The sequence below is a fragment of the Arthrobacter sp. NPDC093128 genome, assembly GCF_040683875.1.
Lineage (GTDB): Bacteria > Actinomycetota > Actinomycetes > Actinomycetales > Micrococcaceae > Arthrobacter.
Window position 1 is genome coordinate 37,652 of the sequence record NZ_JBFBEY010000003.1, and the last position, 19,504, is coordinate 57,155.

Sequence of the window (19,504 nt, forward strand, 5' to 3'; positions counted from 1 at the left end):
CCGATGATCGGAATGCCTATGGGTGGGGCGGGGGAGCGGTAGGCATTGTTGGTTGAGACGTGGATCACGTTCTCCAACTTCGACAAAGGACAATGATGTCTCCTGCCACGAAAGAGTTTTCAGCAGCACCTGCCGCCGGGGCCCGGCCCGGCGAGGCCACGACACTGCCCCCGTATTCGCACGACCTGAGCTGGCCCGAGGGCATGGCTCCGTTCAAGGTCGTCGACGACGGAACGCAGGGCGACCCCTACGCACACTACGAATGGATGCGGGAGAACGCCCCCGTACTCCGGGCCCATTCACCCGTCTCGGACGTCTGGTTCATTTCCCGGTACGACGACGTCCGCCGGGCCATGCGGGCCCCGAAGGTCTTCTCCTCCCAGGTTGTGGACCCGGTTCCGCTGACCTTCCTCACCCTGTTCGACGCCCCCAACCACACCAGGCTGCGCCAGGTCGTTGCCCAGGCCTTCATCCCGAAGGCGATCGCCCGCTTCGAGGACCGGGTCCGCGAAAACGCCGAAAAGTACCTGGCCCCGATGCTCGCCGCCCGCGGCGGCGACGCCGTGGACGACTACGCCATCCCGCTCAGCATGTCCACCATCAGCGCCCTGCTCGACGTGCCGGCCGAGGACTTCGACAAGATGAAATTCTGGTCCGACGAAACCTTCAGCTACTTCGGCAGGCTCGCCCGCAATGCCCAGGGCACCGGCACCGACGAGCAGAGCACCTTCGAGTTCTTTGCCTACCTGAAGGACACCATGGAGCGCCTCTACCGGGAGGAGAGCGATTCCGTCGGCGGCCATATCGCCCGGATGTGGAAGGGCGGCCTGCTCAGTGAGAAGGAAGCCAAGGAACTCTGCGCCTTTGTGTTCGTCGCCGGCCACGACACCACCACCATCCTGCTGGCCAACGCGTTTCGCGCCTTCAGCGAACAGCCCGGGCTGCTGGACCGGATCCGCCGGAACCCGGACGACGCAAACCTCTTTGTCGAGGAGCTGGCCCGCTACCGCGGCACGGTGCAGCGGGCCAGCCGGATCACCACGGAGGAAGTGGAGATTGCCGGGGTGACAATTCCGGCCGGCGCCATTGTCCGCCTGCTGCCCGCCGCCGCGAACCGGGACAGCAGCAAGTATCCCGACGGCGAGCGCTTCGACATCGACCGCAACACCGACGGCCATCTCGGCTTTGGCCACGGAGTCCACAGCTGCCTGGGGGCTCCCCTCGCGCGGCTCGAGGTCCTGGTCACCGTCAAGCTCCTCGCCGAAAAGCTGGGATCCCTGGCTGTCGATCCCAAGAAGCCGATCGAATACGTGCGTGGAAACAACCTGACGAACTCGGGTCCGGAGCACCTCCACGTGAACCTGGAGCAGGCCAATGCGTGAGCCGATGAAGCAGGAACCGAAGATCGGAGCCACTCCTCCGGTCATGATCGTTGGTGCCGGACACTCCGGCGTTGCCGTCGCCGCGGGACTCCGTGCCCGGGGCTGGGAAGGCGGCATTCTGTTGCTCGACGCGGAGAAGGAGACGCCCTACGAACGTCCGCCGCTTTCCAAGGAACTCCTGAAGGACGGCTCGCCCGATGAGTCGGCCGTGCTGCGCAAGGAGAAGTTCTACCAGGACAAGCACATCGACCGGCTGGCGGGCATCACCGCGGACTCCATCGACAGGCAGGGCCGGACAGTCCTGCTGTCAGACGGCAGCCGTCATGCCTACCACCGCCTCGTCATCGCTACGGGTTCGCGGGCCAGGCCACTGACGGTGCCCGGCGCGGGTCTTCCCGGGGTCCGGGCCCTGCGGACAAGGGATGACGCCCTCGGACTCAAGCGGCGGCTGGTTCGGGGAGCCCGTGTTGCCATCATCGGCGCAGGCTACATCGGACTGGAAGTCGCGGCTGCCGCTGCCGCCGCAGGCTGCGAGGTCACGGTGCTGGAATTTCAGGACCGTGTGATGAGCCGCGTGACCTCAGCGCCTGTATCGCACCACTTCGAACGGCTGCACGGACAGTACCGCGTCCGGTTCGTCTTTGGCGCCGCCGTGACAGCGATTGAAGGAGTCGGACGGGCCGAGCGTGTAATCACGGCGGACGGCACCGTCTTCCCCGCCGACGTCGTACTGGCCGGGATCGGGGTGATGCCCAACCAGGAGCTGGCCGCAGACGCCGGGCTCGAGTGCCGGGACGGCATCCTGGTGGACGGGGACGGCCGGACTTCCGACCCCGCGGTCTACGCCGCCGGTGACGTCACCCGGTTCACCAGCCCGACTGACGGCGCCAGCCAGCGACTGGAATGCATCCAAAACGCGCTGGCGCAGGCCGACAGGGTTGCCGCCCACATCACCCGCCAGGACGCCGCAGCTCCGGAAATCCCCTGGTTCTGGACCGTCCAGCACGGGGTCCGGCTGCAGACTGCCGGGGTGCGCCACCCCGACGACGACGTCATCGTGCGCGGCGACCCCGCTACCGGCAAGTTCTCGGTGGTCTATCTCCGCGACGGCCGGCTCGCCGCCGCCGACACCATCGCGAACCTGGCCGACTTCCGGCCGGCCAGGAAACTGATTGCCCAGCGGACGCGGATCGACCCGACGCTGGCAGCCGATCCCGGCATCCCCCTTATCGACGCCATTCTCAACGACCCCACTCCCGCTGACCCCACTCCCGCTGACGCTGCCCTTGCAGCAGCCCGAATCTAAGGAACCGCCATGAGCAACAACAAACTCACCGTCGTCGACCGCGAGGGCTCCACCCACAACCTCGAATGGGAACCGGACCAGACCCTGATGGAGGCCCTGCGTGACAACGACCTTCCGGTCCTCGCCTCCTGCGGCGGCACTGCCTCCTGCGCCACCTGCCACGTCTTCCTCGAGAAGGAGGTCTTCGACACCCTGGGGGAGCGCAGCGAGGATGAACTGGAACTGCTCGTCGAAGCCGAGGGTTACCGGGAGTGCGGCTCCAGGCTCTCCTGCCAGCTGGGCTTCAGCCGGGATCTCAACGGAGCCACGGTCATCCTGGCTCCCGAGGAGTAACGGCGGCCGCGGGGCTAAACCGGCGGGTCGGTCACCAGGATGCGCACCGAACACAGGTCTGCGGCCGCCCGCTTGAGCACCGTGGCGCGCGGATCCGGAACGTCCAGGAACGGCAGCCGGGTCAGCGCCGCGTAGCGTTTCAGCACGGGTTCGGCGAGAACCTCCTCCGCCAGCGTGCGGTCGCCGCCCGGCGCCAGGTACTCGATCCGGTGGCCGCCGAAGATCCGGCCGGCGTGCTCCGCCACGGCCTCGACAAGGGCATCGGCCTGGTTGGCTCGCCGCCGGGCGAAGCGCTGCTGGGACCAGCCGCCGGCCGCGGTCCTGGACTGGACATGCCGTGTGCCCGTCTTGGATGCCAGGGCGGCGCCGTCACGGACCACCGCCACGGAATAGCCGCCGCGGCGGACAAGCACCAACCCGAGCGTGCGGGACTGCGCCGCCAGCGACGCGAGCCGCGACACCGCGTCGGTTCCTGTCCCGGGCCGGCCGTCCGCCGGCCAGGGGGCGTGCAGCAGCGCCACGGCGCCGTCGGCCGCGGACAGTTGCAGGCCGCCGTCGGGCTCTTCTTCCGTAAGGGTGCCGTGGCTTGCGGCGAAGCGCTCCACCCACCCCGGCAGCCGGGTACCGGAGACAAACGCCACTCGGGACTCTGGGGTGGGCATGGCTTGGTCTCCGTTGTCTGTGGGGTCATTGAACTAGACGTAGCCTATCTATGTGGATGATCTCTTTGGCCAGGGGCCGGATAACGACGACGACGACGGCGGGACAGCGGCGCCGTCCGGTTCGGCGGTTTCCGGGCGGGCAGCCGGCCGGACGCAGCCCCGGAGCCCCCTTGCGGTCCGGATGCGGCCCCGGACCCTCGACGATGTGGTGGGCCAGCAGCACCTGCTGGGACAGGGGTCCCCGCTGCGGCAGCTGGCTGCCGGCGCCGGGGCCGACTCCGCCGGGCCGGCCGGACCGACGTCGCTCATCCTGTGGGGTCCGCCGGGAACCGGCAAGACCACGCTGGCCCATGTGATCGCCAAAGGCCCCGGCCGGAAGTTCGTGGAGCTCTCCGCCATCACCGCGGGCGTGAAGGACGTGCGGCGCGTCATGGACGAAGCGCTCACCGCGAGGGACCTCTACAAAACCACCACTGTCCTTTTCCTCGACGAGATCCACCGGTTCAACAAGGCCCAGCAGGACGCTCTGCTGCCCGGCGTCGAAAACCGCTGGGTGGTGCTGGTGGCCGCCACCACCGAGAATCCCTCCTTTTCCGTGGTCTCGCCGCTGCTGTCCCGTTCGCTGCTGCTGACGCTCCGCCCGCTGACGGATGCGGACGTTGAGGGACTGGTCCAGCGGGCCGCGACCGATGCCCGCGGACTGAACGGGAAAGTGGAGCTCAGCGATGAAGCGCTGGCCCACCTGGTCCGGCTTTCCGGTGGCGACGCGCGCCGCGCGCTGACGGCGCTGGAGGCGGCGGCAGGCGTGGCTTTCGGTGATGCCGACGACGCCGACGACGGCCCCGTCACCGTGGAACTGCGGCACACCGAACGTGCCCTCGATGTTGCAGCCGTCAGGTATGACCGGGCAGGGGACCAGCACTACGACGTAGCGAGCGCCTTCATCAAATCCATCCGGGGCTCCGACGTCGATGCCTCGCTGCATTACCTGGCGCGCATGCTGGAAGCGGGGGAGGACCCACGGTTCATCGCCCGCCGCATCGTGATTTCGGCCGCGGAAGACGTTGGCATGGCCGACCCCACGGCATTGCAGACCGCCGTTGCTGCTGCCCAGGCCGTGCAACTGATCGGCATGCCTGAAGGCCGCATCGTGCTGGCTGAAGCCGTGGTCCATCTGGCGACCGCCCCGAAGTCCAACGCCGCGTACATGGGGATCAACAAAGCCATCGCCGACGTCCGGGCCGGCCTGGGCAACGGCATCCCCGCCCACCTGCGGGACGCACACTACCCGGGATCCAAACAGCTCGGGCACGGGCAAGGCTACAAGTACGCGCACGACGCCCCGCATGCCGTTGCCACGCAGCAATATCCGCCGGATGACCTGGTCGGCCGGGACTACTACCAGCCAACCGCCAATGGCGCCGAGCGCGAGATTTCCACCCGCCTGGAGCGGCTGCGGAAGATCATCCGCGGCGGCTGACCGGCCCCGTCCGAACGCTCCCGGGCGTTACCCGTTGACTTCCGGCGGCGGAGGGCTAACGTTGAATTACGTCAGCACGGATCTGTTGAACGTGCGTGCCTTGAGGGGGGACATCAGCAAAAATGCCGGTTGTTCGTACACTCAGGCCCCAGGTCGGGGCTGGCACAACACAAGCCCGGCACCACCCCCATGCGCCCTCTTCCCAGTTCCCAGGTTGTGTCCTATGTCCGTAAATTTCGTCACAGCACTGTCCGTAAAATCCTTTGACATCCCGGACAAGAAGCGTTGCCCCGACAAGGCGGAGTTCGATCTTGTCACCGTTAACGACTACTCGGTGGCCCGTCTGATTCTCAATCCGGGCTGGCGGTGGTCGGAGAGCAGCAAGCCCTTCGAGAAGACGGACTTCTGCCAGCACAACCATCTCGGATTCTGTGTCTCCGGGGTCCTGGAAGTGGAAACCGCCGACGGCGTGCGTTCCACGATCCACGCCAACGACACCTACACGCTTCCGCCCGGCCACGATGAGTGGGTAGTGGGGTCCGAGCCTTTCGTCGCAGTGGAGTTCCTGGGCGCCGCCTCCTTCGGTCGGCCGTCCAGCCACGGTGTCCACGCCCGGATCTGACTGCACCGGTATCTGACAGCGCCCTGACCTTGGCGCACTGACCTTTGTGCCTGACCTGGCTCCGGCCGATCAGGGCCGCGGCCCTCATCGTGGTAGGATTGTTCGTTGTCTGGCAAGGCACGGACGCACAATCCACTGATTTTCAGCATTTCATGCTGTGGTGTGGTTATGCCCTGTGCCCAGTAGCAAAAGGCAGCGGTTGGCCGATGCTCTCCATCGTGGAGGCCAGTAACACTGACACACCGCAGATATTGGAAGGACACAAGTGGCTAACAACACTCGTGCTCGCCGTACCGCACGCCTTTCGCGTGCACTCGGCATTGCTCTGACCCCCAAGGCCGCCAAGTACATGGAGCGCCGCCCGTACGGCCCCGGTGAGCATGGCCGTGCCCGCAAGAAGCAGGACTCCGACTACGCCGTACGTCTGCGCGAAAAGCAGCGTCTGCGCGCCCAGTACGGCATCCGCGAAGCCCAGATGACCCGTGCCTTCGAAGAAGCACGCCGCACCAAGGGCCTGACCGGTGAAAACCTGATCGAACTGCTCGAAATGCGTCTCGACGCCCTCGTGCTGCGTGCCGGCTTCGCCCGCACCATCGCCCAGGCCCGCCAGCTGGTTGTGCACCGCCACATCCTGGTTGACGGCATCCGCGTTGACCGCCCGTCCTTCCGCGTCGGCGAGGGCCAGCTGGTCCACGTTCACAGCCGCAGCGAAACCATGCCTCCGTTCCAGGTTGCAGCGGCCGGCGCACACCGCGACGTCCTGCCGATCGTCCCGGCCTACCTGGACGTCAAGCTTGACGCCCTGCAGGCACGCCTGGTTCGTCGCCCGAAGCGCTCCGAGGTCCCCGTGACCTGCGAAGAGCAGCTCGTCGTCGAATTCTACGCACGCTAAATACCAGCAGCGTATCCAAAGAAGCCCGTGGCAAGCGCCGCGGGCTTCTTTGTATGTAAGGTACTGGGGGGAGTTCCGCAACAGCGGCCACGATGCCGCCGCGGAACCCGCAGCAGTCCACGGAATCACAAGGAGATGAACGTCTATGTCTGGTGGCGATATTGCCGGCCTGATCGCGGCAGGGGTGTTTGCGCTCCTCGTGCTGATCCTCGCCGTGCCGATCCTGAAGCTCGGACGGGTTTTTGACGAAGTCCGGACGTCCATCCGCGCAATCAGCGACGGCGCCACGCCACTCATGGACGAAGTCACGGCCACGGTTTCCACCACCAACCAGCAGCTGAAAAAGGTTGACGGCATCTCGTCCAACGTCTCGGACGCCTCAGCCAACATCTCCGCGCTCTCATCACTCGTGGCTGCGACGGTGGGATCCCCGCTGATCAAGGTGGCAGCCTTCAGCTACGGTGTCCGCTCCGCCCTGTCAGCCCGCAAGAAACCCGCCACCGGCCGCCGCAGCCGCTAATCCAGACGGAGAGCACTCAATGAAAAGAATTCTCTGGATGGGAATCGGCGTCGCCATCGGTGTCATCGCGTTCCGCAAAATCACCGAGGCGCAGTCCACCCTTGGGCCCGAAGGCCTGAACCGGGCGGTGGGCCGCCTGGCTGACGGCATCTACGACTTCGCGGACGCCGTGCGGGACGGAATGCAGGAACGCGAAACCGAGCTGCGGACAGCCCTGGGCATCGACAGCCAGGACGTGGCGCGGCGCTAGCGCCCTCCACCCGGAACAGCCCGCCAGCCAGTCCCGTGTCCGGGCGGACATTGCACCGCCCCCAGTGGGGGAGAATTAAACCGGCAGCCCGGCAGATGCCCAGGCAGCCACGCGTTTGCGTGACCTCACGCATCTGACCCATACGCACCAGAACTACACGCAGTACACCAAGAAGGGTAAGTAACCAGGTTATGAAGTCGCAGGAGATCACCAAGCGCTGGATCGACTTTTTTGTCAGCAAGGGACACACGGCGGTGCCCTCCGCATCCCTGGTCTCCAGCGACCCCTCCCTGCTGTTCACGGTGGCCGGCATGGTGCCGTTCATTCCGTACCTGACGGCCCGCGAAGAGGCGCCCTACAACCGCGCCACCAGCGTGCAGAAGTGCATCCGGACCGGCGATATCGAGGAAGTCGGCAAGACGGCACGCCACGGCACCTTCTTCCAGATGTGCGGCAACTTCTCCTTCGGCGACTACTTCAAGGAAGACGCCATCAAGTTCGCCTGGGAACTGCTCACCACGGGCGTTGACGACGGCGGCTACGGCCTGCCGCCCGAGAAGCTCTGGGTCACCGTCTATGAAGAGGACGACGAGGCCGAGCAGCTCTGGCTCACCAACACGGGCATGCCCGCCGAACGGATCCAGCGGATGGGCAAGGCAGACAACTACTGGTCCACCGGCCAGCCCGGCCCGGCCGGGCCCTGCTCCGAGATCTACTACGACCGCGGCCCGTCCTACGGCGTTGAGGGCGGCCCGATCGCCGACGAGAACCGCTACGTCGAAATCTGGAACCTCGTGTTCATGCAGTACCAGATCGACAACGTCCGCTCCAAGGTGGACTTCGACATCACCGGCGAACTGCCCAAGAAGAACATCGACACCGGCCTCGGCATGGAACGCCTCGCAATGATCCTGCAGGATGTCGAGAACATGTACGAGACCGACCAGGTCCGCCCCGTGATCGACAAGGCCGCGGCACTGTCCGGCCGGGAGTACACCTCCGCCGAGTCCGCCGACGATCCGCACCACACGGACGACGTCAGGATGCGCGTCGTGGCCGACCACATCCGGTCCGCGCTGATGCTGATCGCCGACGGCGTGACCCCCTCCAACGAAGGCCGCGGCTACGTGCTGCGCCGCCTGATCCGCCGTGCCGTGCGCTCCATGCGGCTCCTCGGCGTCGAAAAGGCCTGCCTGCCCGACCTCCTGCCGGCATCCCGCGACGCGATGAAGGGCGTGTACCCGGTGGTCGAGACCGACTTCGACCGCATCAGCCGCATCGCCTACGCCGAGGAGAAGGCCTTCCTGCGGACCATCGCATCCGGCACGGCCCGCCTCGAGGACGCGGTCAAGGATTCCAAGGCGGCCGGCCAGCCGCTGTCCGGCGCCGACGCTTTTGCCCTGCACGACACCTACGGTTTCCCGATCGACCTGACACTGGAAATGGCGGAAGAAGCCGGCCTTAAGGTTGACGAGCCCGAATTCCGGAAGCTCATGCTGGAGCAGCGCCAGCGCGCCCAGGCCGACGCCAAGGGCAAGAAGGGCTCGCACGCGGACCTCAGTGCCTTCCAGGAGCTGCTGGCCGAGGGCGAGACCGTTTTCACCGGCTACACCGAGCTTGCCGGCGAATCCAAGGTCCGCGGCATCCTTGCCGGCGGCCGCAAGGTTTCCCAGGCGTCTACGGGCGAGGAGATCGAGCTTGTGCTCGCGGAGACCCCGTTCTATGCCGAGGCCGGCGGGCAGGCAGCCGATACCGGACTCATCACGGGCGACGGATTCGTCGTCGAGGTCCTGGACGTCCAGCGGCCCGTCAAGGGCCTGAGCGTGCACAAGGCAATTGTCCGCGAGGGTGAAATCGGTGCTGACTCCCTCGTGCAGGCCGCCGTGGACCGGGAGCGGCGCCACTCGGCGGAGCAGGCCCACACCGGGACGCACATCGTGCATGCTGCCCTGCACCAGATCCTCGGCCCGGAGGCCCTGCAGCGCGGCTCGTACAACAAAGCGGGCTACCTGCGCTTCGACTTTGCCTGGGGCGAGGGCCTCAGCGCCGCAACGCGCTCCGAGATCGAGGAAGTCTCCAACATCGCCATCCGGAACAACTTCCAGGTGGATACCAAGGTCATGGCACTTGCCGAGGCCAAGGCGCTCGGCGCCATGGCGCTCTTCGGCGAGAACTACGGCAACGAAGTCCGGGTCGTGGAGATCGACGGCGCATGGTCCCGCGAGCTTTGCGGCGGCACCCATGTGGCCAACACCTCGCTCATCGGCAGCCTGTCCCTGCTGGGCGACCAGTCCGTGGGTTCCGGAAACCGCCGCGTGGAGGCCTTTGTGGGCATGGAGGCATTCCGGCACCTCGCTGCCGAACGTGCGCTCGTCACGGAGCTCACCGAAATGCTCAAGGTGCCGTCCGGCCTGCTTGCAGACCGCATCGCCACCACCCTCACCAAGCTCAAGACCGTTGAAAAGGAACTGGAGCGCCTGCGCAAGGAGCAGTTGACCGCAGCCGCAGCGCAGCTGGTCGGCACCGCCAAGGATGCCGCCGGGGTGAAGGTCATTGCGCACGACGCCGGACAGGTCAGCGGCGCTGACGACCTCCGCGGACTCGCACTCGACCTGCGCACCCGTCTCGGCTCCGCGGCGGCCGCCGTGGCGGTTGCCGGCGTGAGCAACGACCGCCCCGTGATCCTGGTCGCCACCAACGAGGCAGCCCGCACAGCGGGCGTCAAGGCCGGTGCCCTGGTCCGTCTGGCGGCCGGAATCCTCGGCGGCGGCGGCGGCGGCAAGGACGACGTCGCCCAGGGCGGCGGCACGGACGCCACGAAGGTACCGGCGGCGCTCACCGCCGTCGTGGACGCCATCACGAGGCGATAACCGAACTGTGAATCAATCTGCTGCACCCGGCGTCTACCCCCAGGGCATCAAACTGGGGGTGGACGTGGGCACCGTCCGCGTGGGCGTCGCTGTCTGCGACCGCGACGGCATCCTGGCCACACCCTTGAAAACGCTGGACCGGAACGCCAAGAAGAACACGGACGTGCGTGTGCTGGCGGCCCTGGCCGGCGAGCTTGGCGCGGTCCAGATCTTCGTTGGCCTGCCGCGCACGCTCAAGGGCGAAGAGCACGCTTCGGCCCGGATGGCGACGGACTATGCACATTTGCTGGTGGCCGCGCTGGAGAGCCGTGGCTCAACCATTCCGGTGCAGCTGATTGATGAACGCTTGAGCACAGTGGCAGCGCACCGCAACCTGCACGAAGCTGGCATGAGCAGCCGGAATCACCGTAAGGTAGTGGATCAGGTTGCCGCTGCGGGAATTCTCCAGCACGCAATCGATATGCAAAAAGCCAGGGGAACGGATGTTGGAAGCCGCGTGTTCGCGGTCTCCCAGCCGGGGCTTTCCGGGGACGCCGCAGCGGAAGGCGCTGAGCAGGCTGTCTCCGGAAACGACGTGCAATCTTCAGACGATGGAAGGCTACAGTGAGCCCGGTCAACAGCGGCGAGTCCTCAGGTGACGAATTCAGTGACTCCGGACGTCAGCTGACGCGCAAGGAAATTCGGGCCAGGGAGAAGTCCCTGGCGACCGAAGGCCATAACGTCGTCCCACCGCAGGCATTTGAAACCGGCCACTCGCCGCAGTTTCGCTCCGGCGCTGCCGGCCCGACGGGCGTCACCGGCCCGCAGTCCGCCGCTGTGCCCGCGGAAGCACCCCGCGTGCCGCCCGCACCGCCGTCAGTGCATGAGGCAGCCCCCGAGATGCCCGACGCTCCGCCCACGGTCCAGCAGCACGAAGTGCCGGTGCACCACGAGGCCCCGGTCCATCACGAGGAACCGGTACATCACGAGGAACCGGTACATCACGAGGCCCCGGTGCAGGAGGAACTCCTCCACCACGAGGAACCGGTGCACCACGAGCTGCTGCACCCTGATACACCAGGGGTCTACGACCCCCACGCCTACGATCCACACGACGGCCTGGCGGCAGAGCCCGGTCAGCACCACTATGCGGACCACCACGAGGACGAGGCGCACCATGTCTACGATGACGCCGACGCCTATGCCGGGGGAGACCATCCCGACCATCACTTTGACGAGCCGGGCCACCCGCTGATGGGCGCAGGCTCCCCGGTGGCAGGGGTCCCGGCCAAGTCCAAGAAGGTCCGCCGCCGGCGCCGCTGGCTGGCGCTGCTGCTGACTCTCGCGGTGTTCGTCACCGCGCTGGTGGTAGGAGCCCAGTTCCTGAAGCCGCTGCTGGGCGGAGACACCATTGCCGATTACCCCGGCCCCGGCACCGGACAAGTGAACGTGTCCGTCGAACCCGGCGAAGGCACCAGGTCTGTTGCCACCAAGCTCGCGGACCAGAAGGTCATTGCCAACCCGGACACCTTCCTGCACGAGCTCACGGCATCCGGCGGCACCATTGCGCCGGGCGAGTTCCAGTTCCGCCAGGAGATGAAGAACTCCGATGCCGTCGCCGTCCTGCTGGGCAAGGGCGAAGGCAAAGTGATGTACTTCGCCTTGAGCGCAGGGCTGCGGATCGGCGAGTCGCTGCAGTCCATATCCGACGGATCAGGCATTCCCGTTACCCAGCTCAAAGCGCTCAGCGACGCCCCCGCCCAGTTCGGGCTCCCGGCGAAGGCCAAGAACCTTGAAGGCTACCTGGCGCCCGGTGAGCACCGCTTCCCGCTTGGAACACCGGCGAAGGAGATCCTCCAGACCCTGGTCACCGCCACCGTTGACGAGCTCAAGGCGCAGGGTGTCACCGATCCGGAGAAACAGTACGACGTCGTGACGGTCGCCAGCATCGTCCAGGCCGAAGGCGGGCAGGCCGAGTACGGCGACGTCGCCGGGGCGATCTACAACCGGCTCAAGCCGAACAACACCGAGACCGCCGGCCTGATCCAGTCCGATGCCACAGTGACCTACGGGCTGGGCATCAAGAGCTTCCACATCGACGAGGACCAGAAGGCCGACAAGTCGAACCCGTACAACACATACGCCAATCAGGGCCTTCCGGTGGGACCCATCGGATCACCGGGCAAGAACGCGATCGATGCGGCTGCCAAGCCGAAGGCCAACGAGTACATGTACTGGGTGACCATCAACCTGGACACCAAGGAAACGAAGTTCTCCAAGACGCTGGCTGAGCACAACGTTTACGTGGAGCAGTACAACGCCTGGTGCGCCGCAAACGCAGGACGTTGCACGTGACCTTCCGGGCTGCCGTTCTTGGGCATCCGATCAGCCATTCGAAGTCCCCGGCCCTTCACCGCGCAGCCTACGCCCGGCTGGGTGTGGAGATCGACTACACCGCCATCGATGTGACCGTTCCGGACCTGCCGGCGTTCATGGAGACAGTCCGCGGCGAGCCCGGGTGGCGGGGACTGTCCGTCACCATGCCGCTCAAGACCGCCATGGTTTCTGAGGTTGACGAGGTCCGCGGCGTGGCCGGCATCCTCGGAGTCGTCAACACGGTGGTGTTCGAGGCCGACGGGACGTCCGTGCGCCGGATCGGCTACAACACCGACGTCGCGGGCATCGTCAACGCCGTGCGGCATGCCGGCGTGGTGGCCGCGCCGACGGCCGTGATCCTTGGTGGCGGCGGAACGTCCGCCGCAGCGATCGCGGCCCTGAAGGATCTGGGGGCGCCGTCGGCTGACGTCTTCGTGCGCGACACCGGACGTGCTGCCGAAGCGCGCGCGGCGTCCGCCGGCGTCGGACTCCCGATCCGCGTCCTCCCGCTGGCCGGCGCCGCCGCCGCAATGGCGGCTGCCGACGTCGTAATTTCCACCCTGCCGCCCCGCGGGGCCGATGCCCTGGCGGATGAGCTCGCCGGCCTCCGCGCCGCAACGCCGGGAGTGTTGCTGGACGTCGCCTACGATCCCTGGCCCAGCCGGATTGCCTCCGTCTGGCAGGACGGCGGCGGCGCTGTGGTGCCCGGGCTGGAGATGCTGCTGTACCAAGCGGTGGAGCAGGTCCGGTTTTTCAGCGGCCTCGGCGACGACGTCACGGCCGATGTCATAGATGTGATGTGTGACGCAGTCGGGGCACCCCGACGAGTGTTCTAACCGCCCTACGTGGCAGGATGGATTGTATGTTGCGTTGGTTGACTGCCGGTGAATCCCATGGTCCGGCACTGGTCGGAATAATTGAAGGCGTGCCTGCCGGTGTTGAACTCACCAGCAGCCAGATCGCCGATGCCCTAGCCCGTCGGCGCCTCGGCTACGGCCGCGGAGCCCGGATGAAGTTCGAGCAGGACGTGGTGACCGTCCTCGGCGGCGTGCGCCACGGCCTCACCCAGGGAGGCCCTGTGGCCATCCAGGTGGGAAACACCGAATGGCCCAAGTGGGAGCAGATCATGGCTGCAGATCCCGTGGACCCCGACATCCTCGCCGACCAGGCGCGCAACGCACCGCTGACGCGGCCCCGTCCCGGCCACGCCGACTTCACGGGAATGCAGAAGTACGGCTTCGACGAGGCCCGCCCGGTGCTGGAGCGTGCCAGCGCCCGCGAAACCGCCACCCGTGTCGCCCTGGGCACCGTGGCGTCCCAGTACCTCAGGCAGCTGGGCATCGAACTTGTCAGCCACACAGTTTCCATCGCGAGCGTCTCCGTGCCCGAGGGACGCCCGCTGCCCGTGCCGGCCAACGTGATAGCCCTTGACGCAGATCCCCTCCGCTGCTTCGACCGGGAAACCTCGGACGCCATGGTGGCCGAGGTTGACGCCGCCCACAAGGAAGGCGAAACCCTCGGCGGTGTGGTGGAGGTCCTCGCCTACGGCCTTCCGCCCGGGCTCGGCAGCTACGTTCACTGGGACCGCCGCCTGGACTCCCGCCTTGCCGCTGCCCTGATGGGCATCCAGGCCATTAAGGGTGTGGAGGTTGGCGACGGCTTCCTCACGGCCTCCCGCCGCGGCTCCGCCGCCCACGACGAAATCGTCAAGGATTCCGACGGCCGGATCATCCGCACCAGCAACCGGGCCGGCGGCATCGAAGGCGGCATGAGCATTGGTGATGTCCTGCGCGTCCGTGCAGCCATGAAGCCCATTGCCACCGTTCCCCGCGCCCTGAAGACCATCGACGTGAGTACCGGGGAGGCCGCCAAGGCCCACCACCAGCGCTCCGACGTCTGTGCCGTCCCGGCCGCGGGCGTCGTGGCCGAGGCCATGGTGGCGCTGGTGCTCGCTGAGGCTGTGGCAGAGAAGTTCGGCGGTGATTCCGTCGCGGAGACGGCCCGCAACATCAAGGGTTACCTGGACAACATTCCGGCGTCCCTGGACTCGATCGGCCAGTAGTGCCGGTCAGCAGCAGGAACGGCGCAGCGCCACGGCGGCCCATCGCGCTGATCGGGCCCATGGCCGTGGGCAAGTCGGCAATCGGGCACCAGCTCGCGCAGCAGCTGGGGGCGGCGTTTGTCGATACCGACATCGTGATTGTGGAAAACCACGGCACCATTGCGGACATCTTCGCCGCCCGCGGCGAGACTGCGTTCCGGGAGATTGAAGCCCGGACCGTGGCCCGGGTGATCGAAGACGCCCAGCACACCAGCACTGTCATTTCGCTGGGCGGCGGGGCGGTCCTGGACTCCGGTACCCAGCAGCTGCTGGGCCGCTGCACGGTGGTGTACCTGGAGTGCGACGCCGAGACGGTGTCCGAACGCATCGCCCGGAATTCGGGCCGTCCGCTCCTCGCGGGGGATGCCATGGGCCGCTGGCGCGCATTGTTTGCCACCCGGCAACCCGTGTACGAACGGCTTGCCGATCTCGTTTTCGATGTCCGCAACGGATCCGTTGCGGACCTCGGACATCGGCTGGAAGAAGCGCTGCGTGAGTACGCGGCGGCACAGACCGCGGCGGCGGAGCCAGTGGCCGCCACAAAGGAAGTTGAAAAGTGAGTAGCGAATCAACCGTCATCAAAGTCACCGGCAAGTCTGCCGCTGACAACTACGACGTCGTTGTGGGCCGCGGCCTGCTCGAACGCCTTCCGGAGCTGCTGGGGGAGCGCGTCAAACGCGTCCTGGTCATCCACCCGCGTGCCCTGCGGCTCACCGGCGATACCGTCCGCGATGAACTGGCCTCGGCCGGCTTCACGTCGCTGACCGCGGAAATCCCGGACGCCGAGGAAGGCAAACACATCCAGGTTGCCGCGTTCTGCTGGCAGGTCCTGGGACAGAACGACTTCACCCGGTCCGATGCCGTCGTGGCAGTCGGCGGCGGTGCCGTCACGGACCTCGCCGGTTTTGTGGCCGCGACGTGGCTTCGCGGGGTCAAGGTCATCCACATGCCCACCAGCCTGCTCGGCATGGTGGACGCATCCGTCGGCGGCAAGACCGGCATCAACACGGCCGAAGGCAAAAACCTCGTGGGCGCCTTTCACCCGCCGGCTGCCGTGCTCGCCGACCTGGACACCCTGGGCACCCTGCCGAAGAACGAGCTCATTTCGGGGATGGCGGAGGTCATCAAATGCGGGTTCATTGCTGATCCCGCCATCCTGGACCTCGTGGAAAAGGATCCTTCCGCGGTCACCGATCCGCAGTCCGCGGCCCTGCGGGAACTGATCGAACGCGCCATCGCGGTCAAAGCCGAAGTGGTGTCCGAGGACCTCAAGGAAACCGGCCGGCGCGAAATCCTCAACTACGGGCACACCCTGGGGCACGCGATCGAGCTGGTGGAACGCTACTCCTGGCGCCACGGCGCTGCGGTGTCCGTAGGGATGATGTTCGCCGCGGAACTCGCCCGCAGCGTGGGGCGCCTCAGCGACGCCGACGCCGACCGTCACCGCACCATCCTGGAAACCCTCGGTCTGCCCATCACCTACCGCCGGGACCGCTGGCAGGGACTCCTCGACGGCATGCGCCGGGACAAGAAGTCCCGCGGCGACCTGCTGCGTTTCGTGGTGCTCGACGGCATTGCGCGGCCGGGGATCCTGGACGTCCCGGACACGTCCCTGCTGTTCGCCGCATACCAGGAGATTGCCTCTTGATGAGGAGCGACGTGATGATGGATTCCATGGGCGGCACAAGTGAGTGGCCGGATGCCGGCTTCCCCGGAATCAAGATCAACCCGGACACCCTGATGCCGGGAATCGTCAACGAAGAAGCCTGCAGCTCCGCGCTCCAGGCATCCTCGGATCCGGCGGACCGCATCATGGTCCTCCTGGTGGAAGGCCACGCCGCCGACGCCGCGGAGCTCCTGGCCGAGGCACGCTACAGCGATCCCGAATCCTTCCGGCTCCGCGCCTTCGAAGCCGAGGTCCTGCGGGTGTCCAAGCGCTTTGACCGGGCAGTCGACCTTTTCCGCCAGCTCCTGGGCGAAGTCCAGGGGACCGAGCTGGAGGCACTGGCGCACCAGCACCTGGGACGGGCCTACTACGCAAGCGGCAACACCGCGGCCGCCGTCGACGAGTTCGCGAAAGCCCTGGACCTGAGGGTCGCTGCGGCTGCGGACGCCGCGCTGATCTACTCTTCCACCGTTGCGCTGCAGCGGGCACGGAATGTCCTGGAAATGGCGTTCTAGCGGCCGTCGCGCGAGCCCGCCGGCATTACCGGTAGAATGGTTCTTGGATTTTTGACAAATACTCGCTGGCGGCCTTTTGGCGTGCCTGCCTGACATAACCGGCTGGCAGCTAGAAGCAGTCAGATAGAAACCAGAGGATATCAGTGGCAACCACAAACGACATCAAGAACGGAACCGTGCTGAAGCTTGAGGGCCAGCTCTGGAACATCATCGAGTTCCAGCACGTCAAGCCGGGCAAGGGCGGCGCTTTCGTCCGCACCAAGATGCGCAACGTCATGTCCGGCAAGGTGGTCGACAAGACCTTCAACGCCGGCCTCAAGATTGAGACTGCCACGGTTGACCGCCGCGACTACCAGTACCTGTACCAGGACGGCGCTGACTTCGTGTTCATGGACACCCAGGACTTCGACCAGATCACCGTCTCCGGCGCCACGGTAGGCGACGCCACCAACTTCATGCTGGAAAACCAGATGGTCAACATCGCCATCCACGAAGGCACCCCGCTGTACATCGAACTCCCGCCGAGCGTCGTGCTCGAGATCACCTACACCGAGCCGGGCCTTCAGGGCGACCGCTCCTCGGCCGGCACCAAGCCGGCAACGCTGGAAACCGGCTACGAGATCCAGGTGCCGCTGTTCGTCGAGAACAACACCAAGGTCAAGGTCGACACCCGCGACGGCAGCTACCTCGGCCGGGTCAACGACTAGTGAGCGCCCGCGGTAAGGCCCGAAATCGGGCCCTGGATGTTCTCTTCGAGGCGGAGCAGCGCTCCCTCTCGGCTTTTGATGTGCTGCGGTCCCGCCGCGAAAAAACCGACCAGATCGTCAACCCCTACACCCTCGAAATCGTCGAAGGCGTGGTGTCCCACCAGGTTGCCATCGACGAATTCCTGGAGACTTACTCGCAGGGCTGGACACTGGAACGCATGCCCTCGGTGGACCGCATCATCCTGCGCATCGGCACGTGGGAACTGCTCTACAACGACGACGTTCCCGACGGCGTGGCTGTCAGCGAGGCCGTCGCCCTGGCCAAGACGCTGTCCACGGACGAGTCGCCGTCGTTCATCAACGGCCTGCTGGGCCGGCTCCAGCAGCTGAAGCCGTCGCTGCTGGCCTAGCCGCAGCCGGTGTAAGACCACCACGGAAAGGGCCGGCGCCCGCCTCACGGCGGGCGCCGGCCCTTTCCTGCATCTGCCACGCATCAGCGCAGCACGGCGTCCCGACGGGCCACGATTTCCGCCAGCTGGCGGTGCTCGTCGAACTGGTGGCCAGGAACGTCCCGGCCGCTGAGGATCCGCTGCCGGATGAAGGCAAGCTGGGTGGCCGAGCGGAGGAAGGACTTCATCTGCGGCCCCCGGCCGAATTGCTTTGCCCAGCGGACAGCGGACCGGCGGCCGCCGGCCGTTGACAGCATCTCCACTTCCGGCGGCGTGAACCAGCCGGCGGCGGCATATTCCTGGAGCCGCTGCCGCGTCAGCCGGGATTCCGCCACGCGCAATAGCACAATGACGACGACGGCCAGCACGAAGATGGGCACCTGCACCACGATGTACTGGACCAGGAAGTCCTGGCCCATGCTGTTCCACATGCTGTGCAGGAACATCGCGGGCGCGAGGCCGACGAAGAACGCCACGACGGACATTCCCGTGTGCCAGCGGCGGGCCGCCAAACCGAGGATGAGCCCCGTGGTTCCGGTGAAAATGGCGTGTGCAAACGGGGACATCACGCCCCGCAGAAAGAACACCATCGCCAGGTCGGCGCCCGGCGTGCTGGATTCGGCAATGGCCCGGCCGAAGTACAGGATGTTTTCCGTGAAAGCGAAGCCGCCGGCAATGGTGAAGGCGAACACCACGCCGTCCACGGGGCCGTCGAAGTGCTTCCGCGCGAAGACCAGGAGCAGCAGCAGGCCCAGGGACTTGGCGAACTCCTCCACGACCGGGGCCTGCACGGTCACTGCAAAGGTCCGGTAGTCCATGCCGACCGGCGGCGCTGCCGCCAGCGCGAAGAACGGTTGGATCAGCAGCGTGACGGAAATGGACACGGCGGCACCCCAGAGGAAGGCAAACAACAGCAGCCGCTTGGGCTCGGGCTCCCAGCGGTCGATGAAGTAGACGGCCAGCAGCACGGCGCTGAGCGGAATCAGGGAGGCGATGAAACCGATCACGAATCCGGTGACGCCCGTGTTGCCCACGAGGTAGGGGAGGACAAGGAAGAGACTGGCAAAGGCAAGGAAGCCCCCGCCGCCTACAAGCCCCATGACTCCCATACCGGTGCGGTTGCCGGCAAGTGCAGGCGGCATCACCGTGTGGGCGGCCGGGGCAAAGCTGTTGGCAGGTGCAGCCCGGTAGTGATCGGGCCGGACCTGGCCCATCCACGTGGGATTGGCCTGCCGGGGCAGAGGCTGTCCGGGCCATGGGGGCTGCTGCCCGTAGCGTTGACCGCCGGAATGATCGTGCTGCGGCCAGGGCTGATTCGGTGTCATGGGACTGAGCCTATGTCCCCGGCGCCGCCGCTTCCAAGGCGGCGCCTGCCGGGGCGGGTGCGGTCCCGC

General features: G+C 66.6%; 20 protein-coding genes. 18 read left to right on the forward strand and 2 right to left on the reverse strand.

Annotated elements, in window-relative coordinates; translation table 11 throughout:
• Positions 1-95 precede the first annotated feature (95 nt).
• The 3 genes from AB0N24_RS03965 to AB0N24_RS03975 are packed head-to-tail and all read left to right on the forward strand — an operon-like array spanning position 96 to position 3,021.
• Positions 96-1,382: a cytochrome P450 gene (locus AB0N24_RS03965; RefSeq protein WP_364120750.1), complete on the forward strand. Its 1,287-nt coding sequence runs from the start codon at positions 96-98 to the stop codon at positions 1,380-1,382.
• Entirely contained in the window at positions 1,375-2,688 is a 1,314-nt protein-coding gene (locus tag AB0N24_RS03970; RefSeq protein ID WP_364120753.1) for an FAD-dependent oxidoreductase, read from the forward strand. Before AB0N24_RS03965 ends, AB0N24_RS03970 begins: the two co-directional genes overlap by 8 nt.
• Before the next feature lie 9 nt (positions 2,689-2,697).
• Positions 2,698-3,021, forward strand: coding sequence for a 2Fe-2S iron-sulfur cluster-binding protein (locus AB0N24_RS03975; protein WP_364120756.1), 324 nt, complete (start codon positions 2,698-2,700; stop codon positions 3,019-3,021).
• Positions 3,022-3,035: 14 nt separating this feature from the next.
• Here AB0N24_RS03975 and AB0N24_RS03980 read toward each other — a convergent pair whose 3' ends face one another.
• The gene (locus AB0N24_RS03980) at positions 3,036-3,683 is read right to left on the reverse strand and encodes an acVLRF1 family peptidyl-tRNA hydrolase (protein WP_364120759.1); all 648 of its coding nucleotides are present in this window, start codon (positions 3,681-3,683) and stop codon (positions 3,036-3,038) included.
• A gap of 52 nt (positions 3,684-3,735) precedes the next feature.
• Here AB0N24_RS03980 and AB0N24_RS03985 point away from each other — a divergent pair, with 52 nt between their 5' ends.
• From AB0N24_RS03985 to nusB, 15 genes are all read left to right on the forward strand, one after another.
• On the forward strand, positions 3,736-5,163 hold the full coding sequence (locus AB0N24_RS03985; protein WP_364120762.1) for a replication-associated recombination protein A: 1,428 nt from the start codon (positions 3,736-3,738) through the stop codon (positions 5,161-5,163).
• A 223-nt stretch (positions 5,164-5,386) separates the two neighbouring features.
• Positions 5,387-5,785 carry a cupin domain-containing protein gene (locus AB0N24_RS03990; RefSeq protein WP_364120765.1) on the forward strand — a complete coding sequence of 133 codons (399 nt, stop codon included), beginning with the start codon at positions 5,387-5,389 and terminating at the stop codon, positions 5,783-5,785.
• Positions 5,786-6,050: 265 nt separating this feature from the next.
• Positions 6,051-6,677, forward strand: coding sequence for a 30S ribosomal protein S4 (gene rpsD, locus AB0N24_RS03995; protein ID WP_137322917.1), 627 nt, complete (start codon positions 6,051-6,053; stop codon positions 6,675-6,677).
• Positions 6,678-6,822: 145 nt separating this feature from the next.
• The gene (locus tag AB0N24_RS04000) at positions 6,823-7,197 is read left to right on the forward strand and encodes a DUF948 domain-containing protein (RefSeq protein ID WP_028269108.1); all 375 of its coding nucleotides are present in this window, start codon (positions 6,823-6,825) and stop codon (positions 7,195-7,197) included.
• A 19-nt stretch (positions 7,198-7,216) separates the two neighbouring features.
• The gene (locus tag AB0N24_RS04005; RefSeq protein ID WP_181038795.1) at positions 7,217-7,447 is read left to right on the forward strand and encodes a DUF6167 family protein; all 231 of its coding nucleotides are present in this window, start codon (positions 7,217-7,219) and stop codon (positions 7,445-7,447) included.
• A gap of 191 nt (positions 7,448-7,638) precedes the next feature.
• Complete coding sequence (alaS, locus tag AB0N24_RS04010) at positions 7,639-10,317, forward strand: alanine--tRNA ligase (protein ID WP_364120770.1); 2,679 nt, start codon at positions 7,639-7,641, stop codon at positions 10,315-10,317.
• Positions 10,318-10,324: 7 nt separating this feature from the next.
• Positions 10,325-10,924 (forward strand): Holliday junction resolvase RuvX, encoded by a 600-nt coding sequence (gene ruvX, locus AB0N24_RS04015; RefSeq protein WP_364120773.1) that lies wholly within the window; start codon positions 10,325-10,327, stop codon positions 10,922-10,924.
• Positions 10,921-12,651, forward strand: coding sequence for an endolytic transglycosylase MltG (mltG, locus tag AB0N24_RS04020; protein ID WP_364120775.1), 1,731 nt, complete (start codon positions 10,921-10,923; stop codon positions 12,649-12,651). The genes ruvX and mltG overlap by 4 nt, the downstream gene beginning before the upstream one ends.
• Positions 12,648-13,508, forward strand: coding sequence for a shikimate dehydrogenase (locus AB0N24_RS04025; RefSeq protein ID WP_364120778.1), 861 nt, complete (start codon positions 12,648-12,650; stop codon positions 13,506-13,508). Before mltG ends, AB0N24_RS04025 begins: the two co-directional genes overlap by 4 nt.
• 26 nt (positions 13,509-13,534) lie before the next feature.
• Positions 13,535-14,734, forward strand: coding sequence for a chorismate synthase (aroC, locus tag AB0N24_RS04030; RefSeq protein WP_364120781.1), 1,200 nt, complete (start codon positions 13,535-13,537; stop codon positions 14,732-14,734).
• 59 nt (positions 14,735-14,793) lie between these two features.
• Entirely contained in the window at positions 14,794-15,333 is a 540-nt protein-coding gene (locus AB0N24_RS04035; RefSeq protein WP_364121620.1) for a shikimate kinase, read from the forward strand.
• On the forward strand, positions 15,330-16,421 hold the full coding sequence (gene aroB, locus AB0N24_RS04040) for a 3-dehydroquinate synthase (RefSeq protein WP_364120783.1): 1,092 nt from the start codon (positions 15,330-15,332) through the stop codon (positions 16,419-16,421). Before AB0N24_RS04035 ends, aroB begins: the two co-directional genes overlap by 4 nt.
• A 14-nt stretch (positions 16,422-16,435) precedes the next feature.
• Entirely contained in the window at positions 16,436-16,954 is a 519-nt protein-coding gene (locus AB0N24_RS04045) for a tetratricopeptide repeat protein (protein WP_364121622.1), read from the forward strand.
• Between the two features lie 143 nt (positions 16,955-17,097).
• The gene (gene efp / locus AB0N24_RS04050; RefSeq protein WP_028267136.1) at positions 17,098-17,661 is read left to right on the forward strand and encodes an elongation factor P; all 564 of its coding nucleotides are present in this window, start codon (positions 17,098-17,100) and stop codon (positions 17,659-17,661) included.
• The gene (nusB, locus tag AB0N24_RS04055; protein ID WP_307047363.1) at positions 17,661-18,071 is read left to right on the forward strand and encodes a transcription antitermination factor NusB; all 411 of its coding nucleotides are present in this window, start codon (positions 17,661-17,663) and stop codon (positions 18,069-18,071) included. Before efp ends, nusB begins: the two co-directional genes overlap by 1 nt.
• An 83-nt stretch (positions 18,072-18,154) precedes the next feature.
• Here the strand turns inward: nusB and AB0N24_RS04060 are convergent, their stop codons facing one another.
• A complete protein-coding gene (locus tag AB0N24_RS04060; RefSeq protein WP_364120788.1) occupies positions 18,155-19,435 on the reverse strand; it encodes a PrsW family intramembrane metalloprotease in 1,281 nt (426 codons plus the stop codon).
• Positions 19,436-19,504: the final 69 nt, after the last annotated feature.